The organism is Pseudomonas sp. AU12215 (assembly GCF_001675465.2).
Taxonomy (GTDB): Bacteria; Pseudomonadota; Gammaproteobacteria; order Pseudomonadales; family Pseudomonadaceae; genus Pseudomonas; species Pseudomonas nitroreducens.
In genome coordinates this window covers 77,024-99,144 of record NZ_MACM02000140.1, presented here as the reverse complement: position 1 = coordinate 99,144, position 22,121 = coordinate 77,024, and the positions used below count along the sequence as shown (strand labels likewise).

Annotated in this window: 18 protein-coding genes and 1 pseudogene; 13 read left to right on the top strand and 6 right to left on the bottom strand. The window is 63.2% G+C overall.

Translation table 11 applies throughout. From position 1 onward, the window contains the following. Window positions 1-17: 17 nt before the first annotated feature. From A9513_RS19650 to A9513_RS19615, 8 genes are all read left to right on the top strand, one after another. On the top strand, window positions 18-209 hold the full coding sequence (locus A9513_RS19650) for a YnbE family lipoprotein (RefSeq protein WP_024762075.1): 192 nt from the start codon (window positions 18-20) through the stop codon (window positions 207-209). A 14-nt stretch (window positions 210-223) separates the two neighbouring features. Further along, on the top strand, window positions 224-568 hold the full coding sequence (locus A9513_RS19645; protein WP_065085350.1) for a YdbL family protein: 345 nt from the start codon (window positions 224-226) through the stop codon (window positions 566-568). A gap of 361 nt (window positions 569-929) precedes the next feature. Further along, window positions 930-2,225, top strand: a complete 1,296-nt coding sequence (gene dadA, locus A9513_RS19640; RefSeq protein WP_024762077.1) for a D-amino acid dehydrogenase — start codon at window positions 930-932, stop codon at window positions 2,223-2,225. Next, on the top strand, window positions 2,200-2,553 hold the full coding sequence (locus A9513_RS19635; RefSeq protein ID WP_024762078.1) for a RidA family protein: 354 nt from the start codon (window positions 2,200-2,202) through the stop codon (window positions 2,551-2,553). The genes dadA and A9513_RS19635 overlap by 26 nt, the downstream gene beginning before the upstream one ends. 82 nt (window positions 2,554-2,635) lie before the next feature. Beyond that, window positions 2,636-3,715: an alanine racemase gene (gene alr / locus A9513_RS19630; protein WP_065085349.1), complete on the top strand. Its 1,080-nt coding sequence runs from the start codon at window positions 2,636-2,638 to the stop codon at window positions 3,713-3,715. Between the two features lie 163 nt (window positions 3,716-3,878). Further along, complete coding sequence (locus A9513_RS19625; RefSeq protein WP_024762080.1) at window positions 3,879-4,427, top strand: cupin domain-containing protein; 549 nt, start codon at window positions 3,879-3,881, stop codon at window positions 4,425-4,427. A gap of 172 nt (window positions 4,428-4,599) precedes the next feature. Beyond that, window positions 4,600-5,028, top strand: a complete 429-nt coding sequence (locus A9513_RS19620; protein ID WP_024762081.1) for a cytochrome c5 family protein — start codon at window positions 4,600-4,602, stop codon at window positions 5,026-5,028. Window positions 5,029-5,293: 265 nt separating this feature from the next. Continuing rightward, on the top strand, window positions 5,294-7,069 hold the full coding sequence (locus tag A9513_RS19615) for an acetyl-CoA hydrolase/transferase C-terminal domain-containing protein (protein ID WP_141678462.1): 1,776 nt from the start codon (window positions 5,294-5,296) through the stop codon (window positions 7,067-7,069). 68 nt (window positions 7,070-7,137) lie between these two features. Here the strand turns inward: A9513_RS19615 and A9513_RS19610 are convergent, their stop codons facing one another. Next, window positions 7,138-7,713, bottom strand: a complete 576-nt coding sequence (locus A9513_RS19610) for a xanthine phosphoribosyltransferase (RefSeq protein ID WP_065085347.1) — start codon at window positions 7,711-7,713, stop codon at window positions 7,138-7,140. 331 nt (window positions 7,714-8,044) lie between these two features. Further along, complete coding sequence (rep, locus tag A9513_RS19605; RefSeq protein ID WP_038803556.1) at window positions 8,045-10,054, bottom strand: DNA helicase Rep; 2,010 nt, start codon at window positions 10,052-10,054, stop codon at window positions 8,045-8,047. Window positions 10,055-10,347: 293 nt separating this feature from the next. Between rep and A9513_RS19600 the strand changes: the two genes are divergently transcribed. Continuing rightward, entirely contained in the window at window positions 10,348-12,024 is a 1,677-nt protein-coding gene (locus A9513_RS19600; RefSeq protein WP_065085346.1) for a bifunctional diguanylate cyclase/phosphodiesterase, read from the top strand. Here A9513_RS19600 and A9513_RS19595 read toward each other — a convergent pair. Further along, window positions 12,017-13,402 carry a NorM family multidrug efflux MATE transporter gene (locus A9513_RS19595; RefSeq protein WP_065085345.1) on the bottom strand — a complete coding sequence of 462 codons (1,386 nt, stop codon included), beginning with the start codon at window positions 13,400-13,402 and terminating at the stop codon, window positions 12,017-12,019. The genes A9513_RS19600 and A9513_RS19595 overlap by 8 nt on opposite strands. A gap of 137 nt (window positions 13,403-13,539) precedes the next feature. On the opposite strand from A9513_RS19595, the gene A9513_RS19590 reads away from it, so the two are divergent. From A9513_RS19590 to A9513_RS19580, 3 genes are all read left to right on the top strand, one after another. Further along, a complete protein-coding gene (locus A9513_RS19590) occupies window positions 13,540-14,460 on the top strand; it encodes a LysR substrate-binding domain-containing protein (protein ID WP_065085344.1) in 921 nt (306 codons plus the stop codon). A gap of 48 nt (window positions 14,461-14,508) precedes the next feature. Next, a complete protein-coding gene (locus tag A9513_RS19585; RefSeq protein ID WP_065085343.1) occupies window positions 14,509-15,417 on the top strand; it encodes an AraC family transcriptional regulator in 909 nt (302 codons plus the stop codon). Window positions 15,418-15,601: 184 nt separating this feature from the next. Next, window positions 15,602-16,654 (top strand): hypothetical protein, encoded by a 1,053-nt coding sequence (locus tag A9513_RS19580; RefSeq protein WP_024762088.1) that lies wholly within the window; start codon window positions 15,602-15,604, stop codon window positions 16,652-16,654. A 173-nt stretch (window positions 16,655-16,827) separates the two neighbouring features. Here the strand turns inward: A9513_RS19580 and A9513_RS19575 are convergent, their stop codons facing one another. After that, window positions 16,828-18,060, bottom strand: coding sequence for a hypothetical protein (locus tag A9513_RS19575; RefSeq protein ID WP_065085342.1), 1,233 nt, complete (start codon window positions 18,058-18,060; stop codon window positions 16,828-16,830). 288 nt (window positions 18,061-18,348) lie between these two features. On the opposite strand from A9513_RS19575, the pseudogene A9513_RS35665 reads away from it, so the two are divergent. Then, a pseudogene (locus A9513_RS35665) lies at window positions 18,349-18,494 on the top strand (PLP-dependent aminotransferase family protein); the annotation flags it as partial. Between the two features lie 182 nt (window positions 18,495-18,676). On the opposite strand, the gene A9513_RS19565 reads toward A9513_RS35665, so the two are convergent. Then, the gene (locus A9513_RS19565; protein WP_065085340.1) at window positions 18,677-20,185 is read right to left on the bottom strand and encodes a hypothetical protein; all 1,509 of its coding nucleotides are present in this window, start codon (window positions 20,183-20,185) and stop codon (window positions 18,677-18,679) included. A gap of 1,050 nt (window positions 20,186-21,235) precedes the next feature. Then, a complete protein-coding gene (locus tag A9513_RS19560) occupies window positions 21,236-22,045 on the bottom strand; it encodes a TlpA disulfide reductase family protein (protein WP_065085339.1) in 810 nt (269 codons plus the stop codon). Window positions 22,046-22,121: the final 76 nt, after the last annotated feature.

Below are 22,121 nucleotides of genomic sequence, written 5' to 3'. Positions count from 1 at the left end.
CCGCAAGGAGAACCCCGATGCGCCTTCGCGCCGTTTTACCCTTCCTGCTCCTGGCAGGCGTCGTCCAGGGCTGCACGCCTACCGTGCAGTTGGCCGCGCCCAAGGAGCCGATCAACATCAACCTCAACGTGAAGATCGAGCACGAGATCTATATCAAGGTCGACAAGGCGCTCGACGGCATCATCAACGAGAACAGCGGCCTGTTCTGAGAAGGAGCCTTTGCATGAGATTGCACCGCAAACTGGGCGTCGCGCTGGTCGCCCTCTGCCTGAGCCTGCCGGTCATGGCCCTGAGCCTGGAACAGGCGATGTCTGCCCTGGGTGGCGCCAAGTCTCAGGGGCTGGTCGGTGAACAGACCGACGGCTACCTGGGCGTCGTGAAGAATGGCGGTGACGCCGCCGATATCGCCGCGCAGATCAACGCGGCACGCCGCGCCGAATACCAGAAGGTTGCCGGGCAGAGCGGCGCCAAGCTGGCTGACGTCGAAGCGCTGGCTGGCAAGAAGGCCATCGAACGTACGCCATCGGGGCAGTACGTGCAGGTCAATGGTCAGTGGGTACGCAAGTAGCCGCGCCAAGGGGAATTTCCTGCTCGCCGCCACCTGTGGCGGCGAGTTCGGGGGCTTGCGGCGGGAGCAGGTAATTCCCGTCGGGGAATGGTCCGGCGCGAGAAGTTCTGGCCAATCCCATTTCGTTCGCTATTTACTCTGGATCTGATGAAATTTTCACCAGATCATCGACCATTCGGTCTCGGCTGAAAATGCCGTAATCCTGGTGGATGTCCCTCCGTAAAAGCGACTTTTGCCAGGAATTTTCGTCAAATACCGCATCGCAATCAGTGAATATCGCTGAGCCCGACTTCCTATACTGCGCGCATCTACGTTCAGAATAAGAAACGTCTGCGCCCCTGGCGCGACGTAGGAGGCAAAGATGCGCGTTCTGGTGCTTGGCAGCGGTGTGATCGGTACCGCCAGTGCTTACTATCTCGCCCGTGCCGGCTTCGAAGTGGTCGTCGTCGACCGCCAGCCCGGCCCGGCCCTGGAAACCAGCTTCGCCAACGCCGGCCAGGTGTCGCCTGGCTACGCCTCGCCCTGGGCCGCCCCGGGCATCCCGCTCAAGGCCATGAAATGGCTGCTGCAGACCCACGCCCCGCTGGCCATCAAGCTGACCGGTGACCCCAGCCAGTACAGCTGGATGTGGCAGATGCTGCGCAACTGCAACGCCAAGAGCTACGCGGTGAACAAGGAGCGCATGGTGCGCCTGTCCGAGTACAGCCGCGATTGCCTCGACGAGCTGCGCGCCGAGACCGGCATCACCTACGAAGGCCGCTCTCTGGGCACCACCCAGCTGTTCCGCACCCAGGCGCAGCTGGATTCCGCCGCCAAGGACATCGCCGTCCTGGAAAGCACCGGCGTTCCTTATGAAGTGCTGGACCGCGCCGGCATTGCCCGCGTCGAGCCGGCCCTGGCCAAGGTGGCCGACAAGCTGGTCGGCGCCCTGCGCCTGCCCAATGACCAGACCGGCGACTGCCAGATGTTCACCACCAAGCTGGCCGAGATGGCCAAGGCCCTGGGCGTGGAATTCCGCTTCGGCCAGGACATCCAGCGCCTGGACTTCGCCGGTGACCGCATCAACGGCGTCTGGGTCGATGGCCAACTGGTCACCGCCGACCGCTACGTGCTGGCGCTGGGCAGCTACTCGCCGCAGATGCTCAAGCCGCTGGGCATCGATGCCCCGGTCTATCCGCTCAAGGGTTACTCGCTGACCGTGCCGATCACCAACCCGGACATGGCGCCGACCTCGACCATTCTCGACGAGACCTACAAGGTCGCGATCACCCGCTTCGACCAGCGCATCCGCGTCGGCGGTATGGCGGAAATCGCCGGCTTCGACCTGTCGCTTAACCCGCGTCGCCGCGCTACCCTGGAAATGATCACCACCGACCTCTATCCGGAAGGCGGCGATGTCAGCCAGGCGGAATTCTGGACCGGCCTGCGCCCGGCTACCCCGGACGGCACCCCAATCGTCGGTGCCACCCGCTATCGCAACCTGTTCCTCAATACCGGCCACGGCACCCTGGGCTGGACCATGGCGTGCGGCTCGGGCCGTTACCTCGCCGACCTGATGGCCAAGAAGCGTCCGCAGATCAGCACCGAAGGTCTGGATATCTCCCGCTACGGTTCCACTTCGGAGGCCCAGAATGGCCATCCAGCGCCTGCACACTAATCAGCGGATGAGCCAGGTCGTCGTCCACAACGGCACGGTGTACCTCGCCGGCCAGGTGGCGGACGACCTCACCGCCGACGTCGAGCAACAGACCCGCGAAGTCCTCGCCAGCGTCGAGCGCCTGCTCGACGAGGCCGGCACCGACAAGTCGCGTGTCCTCTCGGCAACCATCTACCTCAAGGACGTCGCCGCCGACTTCGCCGGCATGAACGGCGTCTGGGACCAGTGGGTCCCGCAGGGCTGCGCCCCGGCGCGCGCCACCGTCCAGGCGGCGTTGTGCTACCCGGAGATCCTCGTCGAGATCTCCATCGTCGCCGCACTGCCCTGATCGTTTTTGCGTGGCCCGGCCGGAGCGCCGGGTTTTTTTCGTCTGCAGTTTCGTACCACGTTGATAAAAAGAGAGCCTCGCCATGCGTCCCGCCCGTGCCCTGATCGATCTCGCCGCCCTGCGCCACAACTACCGCCTGGCCCGTGAAGTCACCGGCGCGCGAGCGCTGGCCGTGGTCAAGGCCGACGCCTACGGCCACGGTGCAGTGGTCTGCGCCCGCGCCCTGGAAGGCGAGGCTGACGGCTTCGCCGTGGCGTGCATCGAGGAAGCGCTGGAGCTGCGCGAAGCCGGCATCCGTGCGCCGATCCTGCTGCTCGAAGGCTTCTTCGAGGCCAGCGAACTGGAACTGATCGACGCCCATGATTTCTGGTGCGTGGTGCACTCGGCCTGGCAACTGGAGGCCATCGAGCGTGCCCGCCCCAGCAAGCCGCTGACCGTCTGGCTGAAGATGGACTCGGGCATGCACCGCGTCGGCTTCTTCCCGCAGGACTACGCCGCCGCGCTGGCGCGCCTGAAGGTGCTGCCCCACGTGGCCAAGGTCGTGCTGATGAGCCACTTCTCCCGCGCCGACGAACTGGACTGCGTCCGCACCGAAGAGCAGGTCGCCGCTTTCCAGACCGTGCGCGAAGCCGCAGGCCAGGGGCATGAGATCAGCCTGCGCAATTCCCCCGGCATCCTCGGCTGGTCCGAAGTGCCCAGCGACTGGGTGCGCCCCGGCATCATGCTCTACGGCGCCACTCCGTTCGAGCAGGCCCATCCGCTGGCGGACCAACTGCGTCCGGTGATGACCCTGGAATCCCAGATCATCAGCATCCGCGAGCTGCCGGCCGGCGAGCCGGTGGGGTACGGCGCGCGCTTCATCGCCGACCGCCCGGTACGCGTCGGCGTGGTCGCCATGGGATACGCCGATGGCTATCCGCGCCATGCGCCGGATGGCACGCCGGTGTTCATCGAAGGCAAGCCCAGCCGCATCATCGGTCGCGTGTCCATGGACATGCTCACCGTGGACCTGACCGACCTGCCGCAGGCAGGCCTGGGCAGTCGCGTCGAGCTCTGGGGCCCGAACGTCCCCGCCAGCCAGCTGGCTTCCCTGTGCGGCAGCATTCCCTACCAGCTGTTCTGCAACCTCAAGCGCGTCCCGCGGGTCTATAGCGGCGAGTGACGGATACCGCCCGTAAAGTTTGCGCAGGATCGTCGGGCGATCTGTTGTAAATACTGAACGGTGTTGCCATGATACGTGGCACTTGGAACCCGCTCGGCTCAAGCCGCTGCGGGTTCTGCCTTTCAGAGCCTGCCTGATCACAAGAATAAGGAGGACCCCACCCTTGGACGTCGGTGCTCGTCTGCAAGCCATCCGTAAGCTCAAAGGTTTGTCCCAGCGCGAACTCGCCAAACGGGCGGGTGTGACCAACAGCACAATCTCGATGATCGAGAAGAACAGCGTCAGCCCCTCCATCAGTTCGCTGAAGAAAGTGCTGGGTGGTATTCCGATGTCCCTGGTCGAGTTCTTCTCCCTCGATCTTGAGCAGAGCAGCAACACTCCTGTGGTCTACAAGGCGGACGAGCTCAGTGACCTGTCCAGTGGCTCGATCATCATGAAGCTGATTGGCAAGGACTACCCCAGCCGCGCCATCACCCTGCTCGACGAGACCTATCCGCCGGGTTCCGACACCGGTGACGACATGTATGCCCACGAAGGCGAAGAGACCGGCGTGCTGGTCGAAGGCCGCCTGGAACTGACCGTCGGCGACGAGACTTTCGTCCTCGAATGTGGCGACAGCTACTATTTCGACAGCACCAAGCCGCACCGCTTCCGTAATCCGTTCGAAGCCCCGGCACGACTGATCAGCGCGACCACACCGGCAAATTTTTGAACAGCCGGTAGGACCGGCCAGATCAGCTGCGACCTAATGCCGCAAAGGCCGGCAAGGTGGCGCAATTGTTTCGAGCTTCCCGGCTTTGCCGTTATACTTGCGCCCGCTCGCGCGGCCCGAGACTGTGACTGCACCGCGACCGGGCGTGATAAGCCACGATGAGGGTGAAAGGGTGAACCTGATTAGAAAAATCCTGGCAGCCCAAGCTGCCGTGCTGGCCCTGTGGGCAGTGAGCGTTCAGGCTGCGACCAATGATGACGCCATTGCCAAGCGTCTCGAACCTGTCGGCAAAGTCTGCGTCCAGGGCAAGGAATGCGAAGGCGTTGGCGCCGTCGCTGCTGCCGGTGGTGGCGGTGCCCCGCGTTCGGGCGAAGAGATTGTCGGCAAGGTCTGCACCAACTGTCATGGTACAGGCCTGCTGAATGCACCGAAGATCGGTGACAAGGCCGAGTGGAGCAAGCGGGCGAAAGAGCAGGGTGGTTTGGATGGCCTGCTGGCCAAAGCTATCTCCGGCTTCAACGCCATGCCGCCCAAGGGTACTTGTGCTGATTGCTCCGATGACGAGCTGAAAGCTGCGATTCAACACATGTCCGGCCTGTAACAGCCGACCTGTGCGAAAAAGCCGCCCAAGGGCGGCTTTTTCATGCCCGCGATTTGTCACCTCGTGAGTCGCGGGAGCAACTTTTGCGTAAAGCCGGTCCAAACTCCTGTCGTGGACAACGAACCCGGAGGGATGCCCGGTGCAATCCTGCTCGATCGAAACCGCTGTCGAAGAACTGCTGCACCGCCTGGACGGGCACATCCGTCTCGGGCTTCCCCTGGGCCTGGGCAAGCCCAACCGACTGGCCAATGCGCTGTATCGGCACATGCGCGAGAACCCGCGCCGGCAACTGACGTTCTACACGGCGCTGTCCCTCGGTCGCCCGCAGGCCGGCGGCGAACTGCAGCGGCGCTTCCTCGACCCCTTCGTCGAGCGCATCTACGGCGACTACCCCGAACTGGACTACCTGCACGACCTGCGCAGCGGCAACGTGCCGGAAAACATCCGCGTCGAAGAGTTCTACCTGCAGCCCGGCAGCCTGCTGGACAGCGCCCCGGCACAGCAGAACTACATCAGCTGCAACTACAGCCACGTGGCGCGGGACATCAACGCCAAGGGCGTCAATGCCGTTGCCCAACTGGTTGCGCGCGACCCGGCGCGGCCGGGCAAGCTGAGCCTGGCGTGCAACCCGGACATCACCCTCGACTTGCTGCCGATGTTGCAGCGTCGCCGCGCGGCGGGCGAAACCATCGTCATTATCGGTGTCGTCCACGACCAGTTGCCGTACATGCCTGGCGATGCCGAAGTGGATGAGGATTTCTTCGACCTGCTGGTGGATTCACCGGGCGACAACAGCACGCTGTTTTCCACCCCCAACCTGCCAGTGGGCCTTCAGGACCACTGTATCGGCCTGCACGCCAGCGCCCTGGTGCGCGACGGCGGCACCCTGCAGATCGGCATCGGCTCCATGGGCGATGCCCTCACCTCGGCGCTGCTGACCCGCCAGCGCGACAACGATGGCTATCGTGCGCTGCTCGACGGCCTCGACTCCACCGCCCGTCACGCCGGGCTGATCGAGCGCGACGGCGGGCTGGGCGCTTTCCAGCACGGGCTGTATGGCTGCAGCGAAATGTTCGTACCCGGCCTGCTGGCCCTGGCCGAGGCGGGTGTGCTCAACCGCCGGGTAGCGGCGCGCCCCGGCGCCGCACCGACCGAGCCGGGCGTCTGGCTGCACGGCGGCTTTTTCCTCGGTCCGCAGGCCTTCTACCGGCGCCTGCGCGAGATGCCCCGCGAGGAGCGGGCCGGTATCGGCATGACCGGCATCGGCTTCGTCAACAACCTGTACCGCGACGAGGAGCTCAAGCGCGAGCAGCGCCGGGATGCGCGCTTCATCAACAGTGCCTTCACCGTCACCCTGCTCGGCGCCGGCGTGGCCGACCAACTGGAGGACGGCCGGGTACTCAGCGGTGTCGGCGGGCAGTACAACTTCGTCGCCCAGGCCCATGAGCTGGAAGGCGGGCGCTCCATCCTGATGCTGCGCAGCTGGCGCGAGTCCGAGGGTGAGCTGAGCTCCAACATCGTCTGGAGCTACGGCCACACGACGATTCCCCGACACTTGCGTGACATGGTGGTGACCGAGTACGGCGTCGCCGACCTGCGCGGCCGCAACGATGCCGAGGTGATCGCCGCCATGCTGTCCATCGCCGACTCGCGCTTCCAGGATGCGCTGATCGCCCAGGCCCAGGAGGCCGGCAAGCTGCCGAAGGACTTCGAGCTGGACCAGCGCTATCGCGACAATACCCCGGAGCGCTTGCGGGACGCGACGCGACAGTATCGTCATCTGCTGCCGGAGTTCCCGTTGGGTTGCGACTTCACCGAACAGGAGCGCGAGTTGCTGCGCGCGTTGGGTTGGCTCAAGAGCAAGCTGAAGCTGAGCGAGATTCTCGAGCTGGGCAGGGCGACCCTCGATGCGCCGGCGCCGGAGGCCTACCCGGCGCACCTGGAACGCATGGGGCTGGCGAATCCGGAGGGGCTGCGCGAGGAGCTGTACCAGCGTCTGGTGCTGGCCGGCCTGAAAGCCAGCGACGAACAAACCTTGTAGGACGCGCTGAACTGTCAGGCATGAAAAAAGGCGGGCCCTGTCGGCACCCGCCTTTTTACAGCGCAGGATCAGTCTTCGAGGAATTCGACCTGACCGTTGGCCAGGGACTTCACCCGGGCCAGGGATTCCACGCGGTAACCCTCGCTTTCCAGCAGGGAACGGCCTTCCTGGAAGGACTTCTCGATGACGATACCCAGCCCGGCGATGCTGGCGCCGGCCTGCTGGATCAGGTCGATCAGCGCCTTGGCGGCGTGGCCATTGGCGAGGAAGTCGTCCACCACCAGCACGTGGTCGGCGGCGGTCAGGTGCTTGGCCGAGATGGCGATGGTGCTTTCGGTCTGCTTGGTGAAGGAGAACACCTTGGAGATCAGCAGGTCGTTCTTCAGCGTCAGCGACTGGAACTTGCGGGCGAAGATCACCGGGATGCCCAGCTCGAGGCCGGCCATGATCGCCGGGGCGATGCCCGAGGCCTCGATGGTGACGATCTTGGTGATGCCCTGGCTCTTGAAGCGTTCGGCGAATTCATGGCCGATCTGCTTCATCAGCGCCGGGTCGATCTGGTGGTTGAGGAAGGCGTCTACCTTGAGGACCTGTTCGGAAAGAACGATGCCTTCGCTGCGAATTTTGTCTTTGAGAGTGTTCACGGGGGTGCTTCCGGAGCGGCTGTCGCTGATGAAGCGCGTAATTCTACAACGCTAGTGGCCATCTGCGCGACGTTCCGACCAATGCAATTGCTGATCGAATGGACAGTTTTTCGATGGGCGGGAAGCGTGGGGTTGCCTGCCGCGGAATCTGTCCTGGGGCTTGGCCCTCTCCCTAACCCTGGCTGCGCGCCCCGCTCCGAAGGGAGAGGGGACAGTTCGGCATCAGGGGGGAGTGGTGGTGTCAGCTGGCTCGGATAGCTCCCTCTCCCTTGAGGGAGAGGGTAGGGGAGAGGGGGCCCGGCACAAAACCGACCGGTAACACCCGGCAAGATCAGCGCTTGAGCATCGCCCGGATATCCGCCAGCGCCGAATTGCCCTTGGCCACCTTCACCTCCTGCGGCGCGTCCTCCTGGCCTTCCCAGACCAGGTCTTCGGGCGGCAGTTCGTCGAGGAAGCGGCTGGGCGAGCAGTCGATGATTTCGCCGTACTGCTTGCGCTTGGCGGCGAAGGTCATGGCCAGGTTCTTCTTCGCCCGGGTGATGCCCACGTAGGCCAGGCGCCGCTCTTCCTCGATGGTGTCGGCTTCGATGCTGGAGCGGTGCGGGAGGATTTCCTCTTCCACGCCGAGAATGAACACGTAGGGGAATTCCAGGCCCTTTGAGGCGTGCAGGGTCATCATCTGCACGCCGTCGGCGCCTTCTTCCTCTTCCTGCTGGCGCTCGAGCATGTCGCGCAGCACAAGCTTGGCGATGGCCTGCTCGATGGTCATGTCGCCTTCTTCGTCGCGCTCCAGGGTGTTCTTCAGCGCTTCGATGAGGAACCAGACGTTGCCCATGCGGAAATCGGCGACCTTGTCGCTGGAGGCGTTCTGCCGCAGCCAGTTCTCGTAGTCGATGTCCATCACCATGCTCCGCAGCGCGCCGATCGGGTCGCTGCCGGCGCATTGCTCGCGGACCTTGTCGATGAAGCGCTTGAAGCGCTGCAGGCGCTCGATGTAGCGGGCGTCCAGGTGTTCGGACAGGCCGAGTTCGCCGGAGGCGTTGAACATCGAGCATCCGCGCTCGGTGGCGTAGTTGCCGAGCTTCTCCAGCGTGGTGGAGCCGATCTCGCGGCGCGGCACGTTGATCACCCGGAGGAAGGCGTTGTCATCGTCCGGGTTCACCAGCAGGCGGAAATAGGACATCAGGTCCTTCACCTCCTGGCGTCCGAAGAAACTGGTGCCGCCTGACAGGTGATAGGGAATCTGGTGATGCTGGAGTTTCAGTTCGATCAGCTTCGCCTGATAGTTGCCCCGGTAGAGGATGGCGAATTCGCTGTAGGGCCGCTGCGTCTTCAGGTGGATGGTGAGGATTTCCATCGCCACCCGCTCGGCCTCGGACTCCTCGTTGCGGCAACGGATCACGCGGATCGGGTCGCCCTCGCCCATCTCGCTCCACAGCTGCTTCTCGAACACGTGGGGATTGTTGGCGATGAGGATGTTGGCGCATTTGAGGATACGGCTGGTGGAGCGGTAGTTCTGCTCCAGCATCACCACCTTCAGCGAGGGAAAGTCATCCTTGAGCTGCATCAGGTTTTCCGGGCGCGCGCCGCGCCAGGCGTAGATCGACTGGTCGTCGTCACCCACCACGGTGAAGTGCGCGCGCTGCTGCACCAGCATCTTCACCAGCAGGTACTGGCTGGCGTTGGTGTCCTGGTATTCGTCCACCAGCATGTAGCGCACGCGGTTGCGCCACTTGTCGAGGATCTCCGGGTGCTCCTGGAACAGCTTCACCGGCTGCAGGATGAGGTCGTCGAAGTCCACCGCGTTGTACGCCTTGAGCGTGCGCTGGTAATGCAGGTAGACCATGGCCGCGGTCTGTTCCTTGGGGTTGCGCGCCTTTTCCAGCGCCTCTTCCGGAAGGATCAGGTCGTTCTTCCAGCTGCCGATCAGGTTCTTGATCTCGTCCAGACCGTCATCGCCGGAATATTCCTTCTGCATGATGTCGGTCATCAGCGCCTTCACATCGCTCTCGTCGAAGATCGAGAAGCCGGGCTTGTAGCCCAGGGCCGCGTGTTCCTTGCGGATGATGTTCAGGCCCAGGTTGTGGAAGGTCGAGACGGTCAGGCCCTTGCCTTCGCCCGGGCGCAGCAGGGTGCTGACGCGCTCCTTCATCTCGCGGGCGGCCTTGTTGGTGAAGGTCACGGCGACGATGTACTGGGCGCGGATGCCGCATTGCTGCACGAGGTAGGCGATCTTGCGGGTGATCACGCTGGTCTTGCCGGAGCCGGCGCCGGCCAGCACCAGGAGCGGGCCGCCGACGTAGTTCACGGCCTCTTGCTGCCGGGGATTGAGTCGGGACATGAAGGCGGGGGTCTTTAGTGAAGCGGGGGCGTATTCTAGCAGGCCCTGCCGGGCGTCGGGGTGCCGCTCGGAATAGCGGCGATCTGTGACACGATCGTACTTATGTGTTTTGGATAAATCTGTACATGTATTAGGCTTGTGACAGCATTACTTGAAGAAAACTCTTAAGAGTTTCTCTGAAGTTTCGTCTACATCCACTGGATGTCCGGATGGCGTTGCTTCAAAACCGGGGGAAATGGGCGCAGGGATGGTGCCTGGAGTTTCCCCTCTTTCTAGAGATACATGGGGGTCGCTTGGCAGCGTCGGTCGAACCAACGCGCCTGCTCCTGCTGGCGGAAGCGCCGCAGTGGGCCCAGCTACTGCGCGGGCATCTGGCCGCGTTGGGGCCGGGCTATTCGCTGATCACGGCCCCGTCCTGGCAAGCCGCCAGCGCCCTGTTCGACGAGGATCAGGTCGGCCTGGTGCTCGCCACGCCCGCCAAGTTGCCGTCCGCCCACCAGTGCCACCTGCCGCTGATCCTGCTGCTGGAGCGCGAGCCCGCGGAAGAGCCCGTCGGCGTCGCCGACTACCTGGTGGCCGAATCCCTCGGTGTCGAAGTCCTGCGCCGTACCCTGCGCTACGTGCGCGAGCGCACTTCGCTGCAGAACACCCTGCAGAGCCTGGCCGAGCAGGACCCGCTGACCGGCATCGCCAACCGCCAGGGTTTCCAGACCCTGCTCGCCGCCCGGCTGAGCGAGAGCGAAGGGCGCGGCCTGGCGCTGGGCCACCTGGACCTGGACAACTTCCGCCACGTCAACGACGCCCTCGGCCACCAGGCCGGCGACCGCCTGATCCTGCAGGTGGTGGCACGGCTGAAGGCGCACCTGGACAACGGCGACCACATCGCCCGCCTGGGCAGCGACGAGTTCGCCCTGCTGCTGGACACCCGCCGCGATCCGGCACGGATGGATAAGGTCGCCGAACTGATAGTCGAGTCCCTGGGCGAACCCTACTGGGTCGAGGGCGAAAGCCTGCTGCTGGGCTGCAGCCTGGGCATGGCCCACGCCCGCGCCGGTGAAGCCGCCGACCCGTTGCTGTGGCACGCGCACATCGCCATGCAACAGGCCAAGTCGCGCCAGGGCTGCACCTTCCACATCTTCGATGAGCGCATCAACCGTGGCGCCCGCAGCCTTGCCGACCTGGAGAGCGAACTGCGCCGGGCGCTGCGTCGCGACGAGCTGGAGCTGCACTACCAGCCGCGCCTGGACCTGCACAGCGGGCAGATCGTCGGCCTCGAGGCCCTGGTGCGCTGGCGCCATCCCGAGCGCGGCCTGCTGACGCCGGGCGACTTCGTGCCGCTGGCCGAGGAAAGCGGGCTGATCGTGCCGCTGGGTTACTGGGTCATCTCCCGCGCCCTGCGCGACATGCAGTGGCTTCGCGGGCGCGGCCTGCCGCCGCTGCACATGGCGGTGAACCTGTCGTTCCGCCAGTTCCAGGACAGCCAGTTGCTGCCGACCCTGGAGCGACTGATCCGCGAGCGCGGCGTCGACGCCCAGTGGCTGGAGTTCGAACTCACCGAGACCGCCGTGATGCGCCGCAGCGACCAGGTCCTGCAGACCATGCAGGCCCTCGGCCGGCTGGGCGTGCGCTTCTCGCTGGACGATTTCGGTACCGGCTTCTCCTCCTTCGTGCACCTCAACAGCCTGCCGATCACCCTGCTGAAGATCGACAAGAGTTTCGTCGGCGGCATGCACGTGCGCCCGGAAAACCTGCAACTGGTACGGGCCATGATCAACCTGGCGCACAACCTGAACCTGGAAGTGGTCGCCGAAGGCGTCGAGACCGCCGCCCAGCAGGATGAGTTGCGCCAGTTCGGCTGTGACCAGGTCCAGGGTTACTGGATCAGCCGCCCGCTGCCTTTGCCGGAGCTGGCGCGTTTCCTGGTCTTTGGCGCTAACCGTGCGCTGCGCCTGCAGGACTCGGTCAGCTAGCGACCAGCTCCGCGGCCGGCAGGCTCGGACGCAGCAATCGCGATGTCTTCGTCTCAAAGGCCAGCGTCAGCCCGATGGCCGCGCAGGCCAGGCCCGACGCCAGGCCCCACCATACGCCACTCGGTCCCCAGCCCAGCGGGAAGGCCAGCAGCAGCGCCATCGGTACGCCCACCAGCCAGTAGCCGGCCAGCCCGACCAGGAAGGTCGTGCGCGCATCCTTCAAGCCACGGATCGCCCCCATGGCGATGCATTGGGTACCGTCGAACAGCTCGAACCACGCGGCGATGGCCAGCAGGCCGACGGCCAGTTGCACCACGTCGCGGTTGGCTGGGTCGTTGTGGTCGATGAACAGGCCGATGACCAGCTCCGGGGCCAGCCAGAACAGCGCGGCGAAGGCAAACATGCAGCTGGCGCCGAAGCCGATGCCCAGCCGCCCGGCGCGTCTCGCCTCGAACAGCCGGCCCGCGCCGTAATGCTGGCCGATGCGGAAGGTCACCGCGTAGGAAAGCCCCATGGGCACCATGAAGGCCACATATACCGACTGGATGGCGATCTGGTGCGCCGCCAGCGCGGTGCTGCCGATCACGCCCATGCACAGCGTCGCCACGGTGAACATGCCCGACTCCACGGCGTAGGTGCCGCCGATGGAAATGCCCAGCCGTAGCGATTCGCCGATCACCTTGAAGTCCGGCTTCGACAATCCCTTCAGCAGCGGGTAGGGCGCGTACGCCCGGTGCCAGCGCAGGTACAGGGCGAAGATCACCGGCAACGCATTCATCACCACCGCGGTGACCATGCCGATCCCCGCCAGCCCCAGGCGCGGCAGGCCGAACAGTCCTTCGATGAAGGCGTAATTGAGGGCGAAGTTGGCCAGCGCGCCGATCAGGCTGATGGCCATGACCGGGCCGGGCCGCTCGATGGCGCTGGTGAAGCCGCGCAGCACCATGAAGGCCATGTAGCCGGGCAGGGCGAAGACGATGCTGTGCAGAAAACTCATGGTGCCGGCGACCGTTTCCGGGGCCTGGCCGAAGGCGATCAGGATCGGCCCGAGGTTCCACAGCAACAGGCCCGCCAGCAGCGCCAACGCGGCGCCGATCCACAGGCCGGCCTGGGTGGCTTCGACTACGCCGCGGGCGTCTTTTGCGCCATGCCGGATCGCCACCAGGTTGCCGGTGGCCGCCACCACGCCTACGCAGAAGGTCGAGATCAGCGCATAAGTAGATGCACCCAACCCACCGGCGGCCAGCGCCTCGCGGCCGAGCTTGCCCATCATCACGGTGTCGGTGAACACCATGGCGACGTAGGCCAGTTGGGCGGCAATCAGCGGGCCGGCCAGGCGCAGGATGGCGGCGAGTTCGTCACGGTACGGGCGTTTCATGAGTCAGGCTCAGCAAGCGGCAGGCGCCGCATCGATAGGAATGGCCCATTCTCCGGCCGTTATGGACGCGGGCACAAAAGGAAAAATGCGATGCCATCCATGAGTCATACTCATGTTTAAGACAGCCGGAGCCCGCCATGAACCGCCAGTTGCCGCCCCTTTACGCCCTGCGCGCCTTCGAGGCTGCCGCGCGGCACGCGTCCTTCACCCGCGCCGCCGAGGAACTGGCGATCACCCAGAGCGCGGTGAGCCGGCACATCAAGACCCTGGAAGAACACTTCGCCTGCCGGCTGTTCCAGCGCCGCGGCCGCCAGCTGGAGCTGAGCGAAACCGCACGGATGCTGCTGCCCGGCCTGCGCGACGGCTTCGATGCGCTGGAGCGCGCCTGTGCCAGCCTGCGCGCGGACGAAGGCGTGCTGCGGCTGAAGGCGCCGTCGACCCTGACCATGCGCTGGTTGCTGGCGCGGCTGAGCAAGTTCCGCATGCAGAACAGTGATATCGAGGTGCAGCTGACCAGCGCCTGGATGGACGTGGATCGCGTGGACTTCGTGCATGAGCCCTTCGATTGCGCGGTGCTGCTGAGCTCGGGGCACTTTCCGCCGGACTGGGAGGCCGCCTTGCTGTTTCCCGAATGGCTGATTCCCGTCGGCTCGCCTGCGCTGCTGGCGGATGGCGCCTGGGACGCCGAGCGGCTGGCCGGCGCCGAACTGCTGCACCCCACCCCCGACCGTCGCGATTGGCGGCGCTGGTTGCAGCGCATGGGCCTGGGGGAGCAGGTCTCGCTCAAGGGCGGACAGGTATTCGATACCCTCGAGCTGGGCATAGTCGCCGCGACCCGCGGCTACGGTGTTTCCATCGGCGACCTGGTGATGGTCGCCGAGGATGCCAATCAGGGCCGCCTGGCACTGCCCTGGCCCAGTGCCGTCGCCAGTGGCGAGAGTTACTACCTGGTCTGGCCCCGCGCACGCCGAGACCAGGGGCGCCTGCGGCGGCTGCGCGAATTCCTCCAGGCGGAGATGCAGGCGATGCAGATGCCAGCGGTGGACTACTTCGAATGACCTGTCGCTGCGGATAATCTGTCAGCCGTTGCCTTCGCCGGGAATCCCATGAACTCCATCGACCACCTCATCCAGCTCGCTGGCCTGCGCGGCAGTCTCGACCTGCGTTGCCGCTTCCTCGGCGACTGGGCGCTGGACCACGAGCCCTTGCCCGAGGGGACGGCGCAGTACCACGTGGTGCTGTCCGGCAGCTGCCGGGCGGAAATGCCCGACGGACAGGCCCTGGACCTCAAGGCAGGCGACGTACTGGTCCTTCCCGACGGTGCAGCCCACCTGTTGCGCAGTCAAGGCGCTCGTGTGGCCGCGCAGTCGCCGGAAGTCCACGAGGCGGGCCTGTTGCCGGTCCATCGCCTTGGCACGGGCGAAGGCGAGCTGGACATGCTTTGCGGCAGCTTCCATTACCAGCGCGGCTCGCTGCTGATCGGCTCCTTGCCGAGCGTCCTGAAGGTGTCCTGCCAGGACAATGGACTGGGCGATGCCGTGGCCGCGCTGGTCGGCCTGCTGCGCGCCGAGGCGGACGGCAACCAGGCCGGTGCGCGCTTCCTGGTCGATGCATTGTCCTCGGCGCTGTTCACCCTGATCCTGCGCGTCTACCTGCAGGAGCACACCCCCAGCAGCGGCACCCTGGCATTGCTCGCCGACAGGCGCCTGAGCCGCGCCTGGCAGGCGATGCTCGACGAGCCTGCCCACGAATGGACCATCGAGGCCCTGGCCGAACGGGCGAACATGTCCCGCGCCACTTTCACGCGCCTGTTCACCCAGGTTGCCGGGCGGTCGCCCTGGGCGCTGCTGACCACAGTGCGCATGGAATTGGCCTACCGCCTGCTGAGCACCTCGCAGCTGCGCCTCTGCGACATTGCCGCCCAGGTCGGCTACCAGTCCCAGGCCTCCTTCACCAAGAAGTTCAGGGACACCTACGGCGAGGCCCCCGGCCGCCTGCGCCGTGCGGTGAACTAGACCAGTCGTCGCTGCCGGCAAAGCCGCGTGGCGCGTATGGATATGTCCTGCCGCCTTCGCGACGGTTCGCGTCGCTGCCGTCGCAGAGCTGAAACAGCGCTTTGCTAGGGTCATTGCTGGACTAGTCCAGCGAGGGCCCGTTTCGGGCCTTCCCCATTCCAACAACACCACTCGGGGGAATTCCATGAAGCCCATGCGCACCTTGCTCGCCGGCCTGATCCTGGCCGGCCTCGCCAGCACCACGTTTGCCGCCACTGAGCTGAAGCACTGGCCGGCGCCCGCCGCCAAGCAGCTCGACGCCTTGATCGCTGCCAATGCCAACAAGGGCGCCTTCGCGGTCTTCGACATGGACAACACCAGCTACCGCTACGACCTCGAGGAATCGCTGCTGCCCTTCCTGGAAATGAAAGGCGTGCTGACCCGCGAGAAGCTCGATCCCTCGCTCAAGCTGATCCCCTTCAAGGACGTGAACGGCCACAAGGAAAGCCTCAACAGCTACTACTACCGCCTCTGCGAAGTCGACGACCTGGTCTGCTACCCCTGGGTCGCCCAGGTGTTCTCCGGCTTCACCCTCAAGGAGCTCAAGGGCTATGTCGACGAGCTGATGGCCTACGGCAAGCCGGTGCCCAGCACTTATTACGAAGGCGATGTGGTCAAGACCCTCTCGATCAACCCGCCCAAGGTCTTCACCGGCCAGACCGAGCTGTACAACAAGCTGATGGAGAACGGCATCGAGGTCTATGTGATGACCGCCGCCCATGAGGAACTGGTGCGCATGGTCGCCAGCGATCCCAAGTACGGCTACAACGTGAAGCCGGAGAACGTCATCGGCGTCACCACCCTGCTCAAGGACCGCCAGAGTGGCGCGCTGACCACCGCGCGCAAGCAGATCAGCGAGGGCAAGTATGATCCCAAGGCCAACTTGGACCTGGAAATCACCCCCTACCTGTGGACTCCGGCGACCTGGATGGCCGGCAAGCAGGCGGCGATCCTCACCTACATCGACCAGTGGAAGAAGCCCATCCTGGTCGGCGGCGATACGCCCAGCAGCGACGGCTACATGCTCTTCAACGGAACCGCCGAGAACGGCGTGCACCTGTGGATCAACCGCAAGGCCAAGTACATGGACCAGCTCAACGGCATGATCAAGAAGAATGCCGAGGCCCAGGCCAAGCTCGGCCAGCCGGTGACCGCCGACAAGAACTGGGTGATCGTCACGCCCGAAGAGATTCAGTAAACGCCTCCGCAGCTATGACCGGGCTACCGCAGAATTGAGCCAGCGCGGGTCGGATTCACACCTGGTAGGTCCGGGGATGCAACAGTGAATGGCAGCAGGTCGAAAAGCAAACGCCCGACAGGTACTGCCGGGCGTTTGCCTGTTGCCGATGCTACGGCGTCATGGCCCCGGTCTTACACCAGTGCAGCCTCATGGTGCAGCGGCAGGACCGACTGCAGGTCCAGCGAGCTATTGAAGACTGAGTGGTAAGACCCGGTATCCGACTGGTTCTGAACGTTGGCCGCATGATTGGCGGAGAAGCTCAGTGAGTCCTGGCCGATCTGCAGCAGGTCGGACATCTTGAGGGAGGCAAGCTTCTGCGCGTTCTGAACCGATGTGGTCAGGTCAGACTGCGCGGTGGCCCCGGACTTGTCGGCGCTGAACAGCGAGCTGTGACTGAAGTCGAGCACCTTGCTCAACCCATCCTGCAGCTTGACGTCCAGAGCGGACTGGCCGGCAGCGCCGTTCTTGCCAATGGCGGCAATACCATCGAGCACGGAGTTGGAGGTCTTGTTGCCGTCCTGGGTGGCAACGCCGAGGTCGGTCTGGGCGGYAGCACCCGTTTTGTCAGCGGTGAACAGCGAGCTGTTGGCGAAGTCCAGAGCCTTGGTCAGRCCATCCTGCAGTTTCACACCGAGGGTGGATTGGCCGGCGGCGCCGTCCTTGCCGATGCTGGCGATGCCATCGAAMACGGARCTGGAGACCTGGGTGCCATTATGAGTGACTACGCCGAGGTCGGAWTGGGYAGCAGCGCCGTTCTTGTCGATGGTGAACAGCGAGTTGTTGGCGAAGTCCAGAGCCTTGGTCAGGCCATCCTGCAGTTTCACACCGAGGATGGACTGGCCGGCGGCGCCGTCCTTGCCGATGCTGGCGATACCGTCGAATACGGAGCTCGAGGCCTTGGCGCCGTCCTGAGTGGCGACGCCAACGGTGGTTTGCGCCACGGCGCCCTCTTTGCTGGCAGTGAAGACTGAGCTGGTTGCCATATCAACGATCTTGCTCAGGCCGTCCTGCGCCTTGACCGCCAGGTCCATCTGGCTGGCAATGCCTGTCTTGCCGGCATTGACGACACTCTCGAGCACAGTCGTGCTGGTCTTGGTGCCGTTCTGGGTCGTGACACCCAGGTCGATCTTGCCGGCGGTACCCGTCTGGCTGGAGTTCACCAGGGAGTTCAGCGCCAGGTCCAGAACCTTTCCCGCGGCGTCTGTGGCCTTGACTGCGACGGCGACCTGGGAGGTGCTGCTGCTCTTGTCAACGGCGGTGCCGATGCTGATGTCTGTTGTTTTGGTCGAAACGCTGATGTTCAGCTTGTTCGAGCCGGAGCTCGAGGTGTTGCTTCCCAGACCAAAAATGCTGAGCAGTCCCATTTATCAATTTCCTTTCAGATAAAGCGAAAAAGCCGTAGGACGAAGAGTTCGTCTTGCGGCGGCGCGTCGATTTCAATGGCGCTTCGCCTATCGTAATGAGACTCCCCCAGGGGTATCGCATCGCGCGGTAGAAACAGAAGATTCCTAATCTTACAGTCAAGATTTCGTGGCGTGGAGGTAATTAAAAGGTGTGCCTGTCGCTGTCTTCCATCGATCGAAATCTGTTGTCGTGACGTTTGGAGAGGAGATTGCGGTGAGTCGATGAAGGGGCTTCGTTGTCTATCCGGCCTGCTCGCCTGTTCCTTCTCCAAGACGGTAGCGCCCGGCCTGCGCAYCGGCTGGGTGGTRCCGGGCGYTACCTGGATCGCATCCTSCACTTCAAGTACATCGCCAGTGGCACCTGCGCGCCGCAGCCGCAGATGGCCCAGGCCAAGCTCGGCCAGCCGGTGACCGCCGACAAGAACTGGGTGATCGTCACTCCGTAGAGCATCCAGTAGCACGGAGGTGTGCGGCCTGGAATCAGCTGTCGTATCAGCCTTGGCGGATGTTCGATGCCTCCAGCAAACGCCTGGCATCTTTCACCAGGCGTTCGCTTTGGGGGAACAAAGCACCCTTATCAGGCAATGACTACTTCGTGGTTCAGTGGCAGGATAGATTGAAGCTCTTGGATGTCGGCAAATGGCACCACATGGTGTGAACTGCCGGCATCCGTCTGGCTCTGGCTGACCTGCCCCTGGGGGATTGGTAGCGAAAGGGCTTCCTGACCGACTTGCAGAATGTCTGCAAGGCTGAGCGAGGTCAGTTTAGATGCGCTGGTTTGAGCCGCCGTGTCGCTGCTGTCCGCGAGGGTGAGACCGTCGCCGCTGAACAGATGCTCCAGTAAGCCGCCTGCGTATTTGACCCCGCCCTGCCCTTTGCCGTCCAACTCTGACTGAGCATGGGGGCCCTCTTTGCCAATGAGGTTATCCATATTACTCAAGGTATCTTGGAATGCTGTGCTCTGGTCGGTCGGTACAAGGTGGCTGATCGTGCTCTGCAGGGCAGCGAAGTCGTAGTGAGTCTGGGAGCCCGGTTCGGACAGGTCGAAGATGGTGCCGTGCCGCAGGTTTTCCAGGTGATTCAAGCTATCCTGAATTGTGGCCACCAGGTCGGCGGGCGTGAGTAAGCCGATCTTGCCGCGGAGGAGGGAGAGATAGTCGTTGAGTTTATCAGTCAGTGCGTTTGGGTCGAGTATCGGTCCATTGACGATGCTGCTGTTCAGATGGTTCAGGCTGTCCTGAAAGACAGTACTCAGCTCGGTCGACCAAGTGTTGATCTTGCTCAGTAGGGTAGCGAGAGCGTCATGAATCTGAGTGGCCGGATCGGACAGCTCAAAGAAGGTGCCGTTGCCCAGATGATTCAGGTGGTCCTGCATAGTGGCAACCAGGTCGGCGGGAATAAAGGAGCCGATTTTGTTGCGGAGGAGGGAGAGATAGTCGTGGAGCGTGCCGGCGAGTGCGTCCGGGTCGAGCGTCGGCCCATTGACGATGAGGCTATTCAGATAGTTGAGATTGTCCTGGAAGATGGCGCTCAACTCGGTCGGCCAAGAAGCGATCTTACTCTGTAGCGTAGCGAGAGTGCCATGAATCTGGGTGCCCAGCCCGGATGGATCGAAAAGGACCCCGTTACCGACGAAGTTACCCAGATTACTACTCTGGAGCTTGCTGTTCAGTTCGGCTGTGCTATTGGCGAAGAAGCTTACGAAGCTCTCCTGAATCTTGCTTGTTACGTCAATCGGGTTAATGGTGTTCAGTCCGAGCACAGTTTTGAGGTCGTTCTGCGCTGGCTGGACGAGATCAGTCTTGTTTATGGTGAGTAAGTTGCTGAGGACGCTGGTGGCAGATTTCAGGCTGTCCTGGACAGAATGGCCGATTGCGGGGCCGCTCACCGCGCTGGAACTATTGCCCATGTCACCGACTGCCTTGCTGATCGACCCCAGCAACGTGTTGCCGTTGAATTTCGGGGTAATGCTCGCATTGGTGGCCGTCGAGAGTGTCTTGATGCCAGCACTGATGCTGGAAGTGATACTAGTCAATGGGTACTTCTGGTTGATGTTTCCAAAGCCCTGACTGCTGAATAGATTCATTGAGCGCTCCACTTGATCATGATGCGGAATATATGGAATTGATGCATTTTATTGCGTGCAGCTTAATTGGCTGTTTATACGAAAACTGTACGCAGGGAAATGCCGAACTCAGCATACGTGGCAGTAATAAGATTAGGTATCGAAGCTAGAGTTTCGGACATTTCCTAATGGCATCGAATATTTTTAAGACATCTGCATGGCTATTGGAGAGCTCGGTTTCCCACGGCTCCTTACCTTTGTTGGGGGGGTTAATTGGCTTGAACAAACTTTTCATTGGTTTTGCATAGAGTGGAGGGCGGGGCTATTGTAATAATTCAAAGAATCTGTCTGCGTTGCTGGCTGATGGGGTGATCAGGTAGAGATTTGCTAGAGTTGTAGCTATCGAATTTGTTAGGGCTTTGATAGACGCTTAATTATTTTTTCTTTATCGCATGTGGTGATTTTGTCTAGGTTGTCTAGGTTAAGGCATGGTGGTGAACTCTTATTCTTGGATGGTGTTGTAAGTTATGATTTAATTTTCGGCTTAAGAGGCGGGTATAATTTAATAATTGATATCTTCTGAGCTTAATCAAAAAAGTCGCTGCTACAGCCGCTAAAAATCTCAGAGGAGAAATTTTGCGGTTTCGCTCTGGATTTCATTGCAAGTGATGCAGCGCGCCTGACAGGTTCGAGTGCGCGTGCAATCAACGATGTCTATCAGGGTATTCGACGTCGGCTGGCCGAAGAATGTGAGCAGGCTTTGCCGTGCTAAGGCGTGATCGAAATCGATGAGCCCTACTTCGGCCCGCATATGGTTCCCAGCAAGCACGGTCGAGAAGCTCTGTGGAGAATGATTGTCTTTGGCCTGGTCAAACGTGGCGAAACGGTCTACATCCCAATCGTTCGGGACTGCTGTAAAGCCAAGCTGCTATCCGGAGGCGAGTAGTCCTCAATAGCGTGATCCTGTCAGATAGCCTGACTAGCTATGACGGGCTTATGCCAAGCATTGGCGAGTGCGCCATCCATATGGCGAGTGGCGAGGCCGCTGCCATTAGCAATACGAGCGCGTTGCTAGGGCCTATGTCCAAGCTGATTCAGCCCGTACTCTAAGCTGGCAGCAGAAAGCTCGCCCATCTGGCTGTGCTTCAGGCGCCCCTGGGCGTCGTAGAACAGGGTGGTGGGCATGCCGTAGGAACCGGTGAGCTGGCCCAGGCGGTTGCCGCTGTCGAGCAATACTGCCGCTTCGCTCAGGCCCTGGTCGCGCAGGAAACGCTGCACGGCTTCGGCGTTCTCACCCTGGTTGACCAGCAGGAAGCGCACATCGCTGCGCTGCTTCTGGGCGGCCTCCAGCACCGGCATTTCGCGCCGGCACGGTGGGCACCAGGTGGCCCAGAGGTTCACCACCATGGGCCGGCCATCCCGCGCGCGCAGGTCCACGGCCGCCCCGCGCAAGTCCATCACCGTGAGTTCGGGAAGCTGCTGGCTGCGATCCAGCGCCGAAGTCACTGCCTTGCCGCCGCCCCACAGGCATACGCCGACCACGGCGGCGACGGCCAGCGGGCGACGCAGTGCGGCCCTGCGCCAGGCCAGCACGGCGCCGATCAGCGCAGCGGCGATCACGCCCGGTAGCGCGAGAAACCCGCCATCGCGGATATCCACAAGGCTCAGGGGCGTCGCCGCGTACTGCTCGGCATAGCGCGCAACGAATGCCAGCCGTGCCGCCAGCAGTCCGCCGAGGAACATGGCGAACAGCGCACCTTCTGGATTGGCGCCGCGCCTGCGCCCGGCCAGCCAGCCGGCCAGCAGCGCACCGAAGAAGCCGAGGTAGAGCAGGACGTGGGGCAGGGGAATGGCCAGTGGGCCTAGGGTCAGACTGGTCAAGGCAGGAGCCCGGCAAAAGGAAACCAAGGTACAGCAGGGCGCGGCCATGCGGCAGCGCCGGGCTGTGGATAAATGT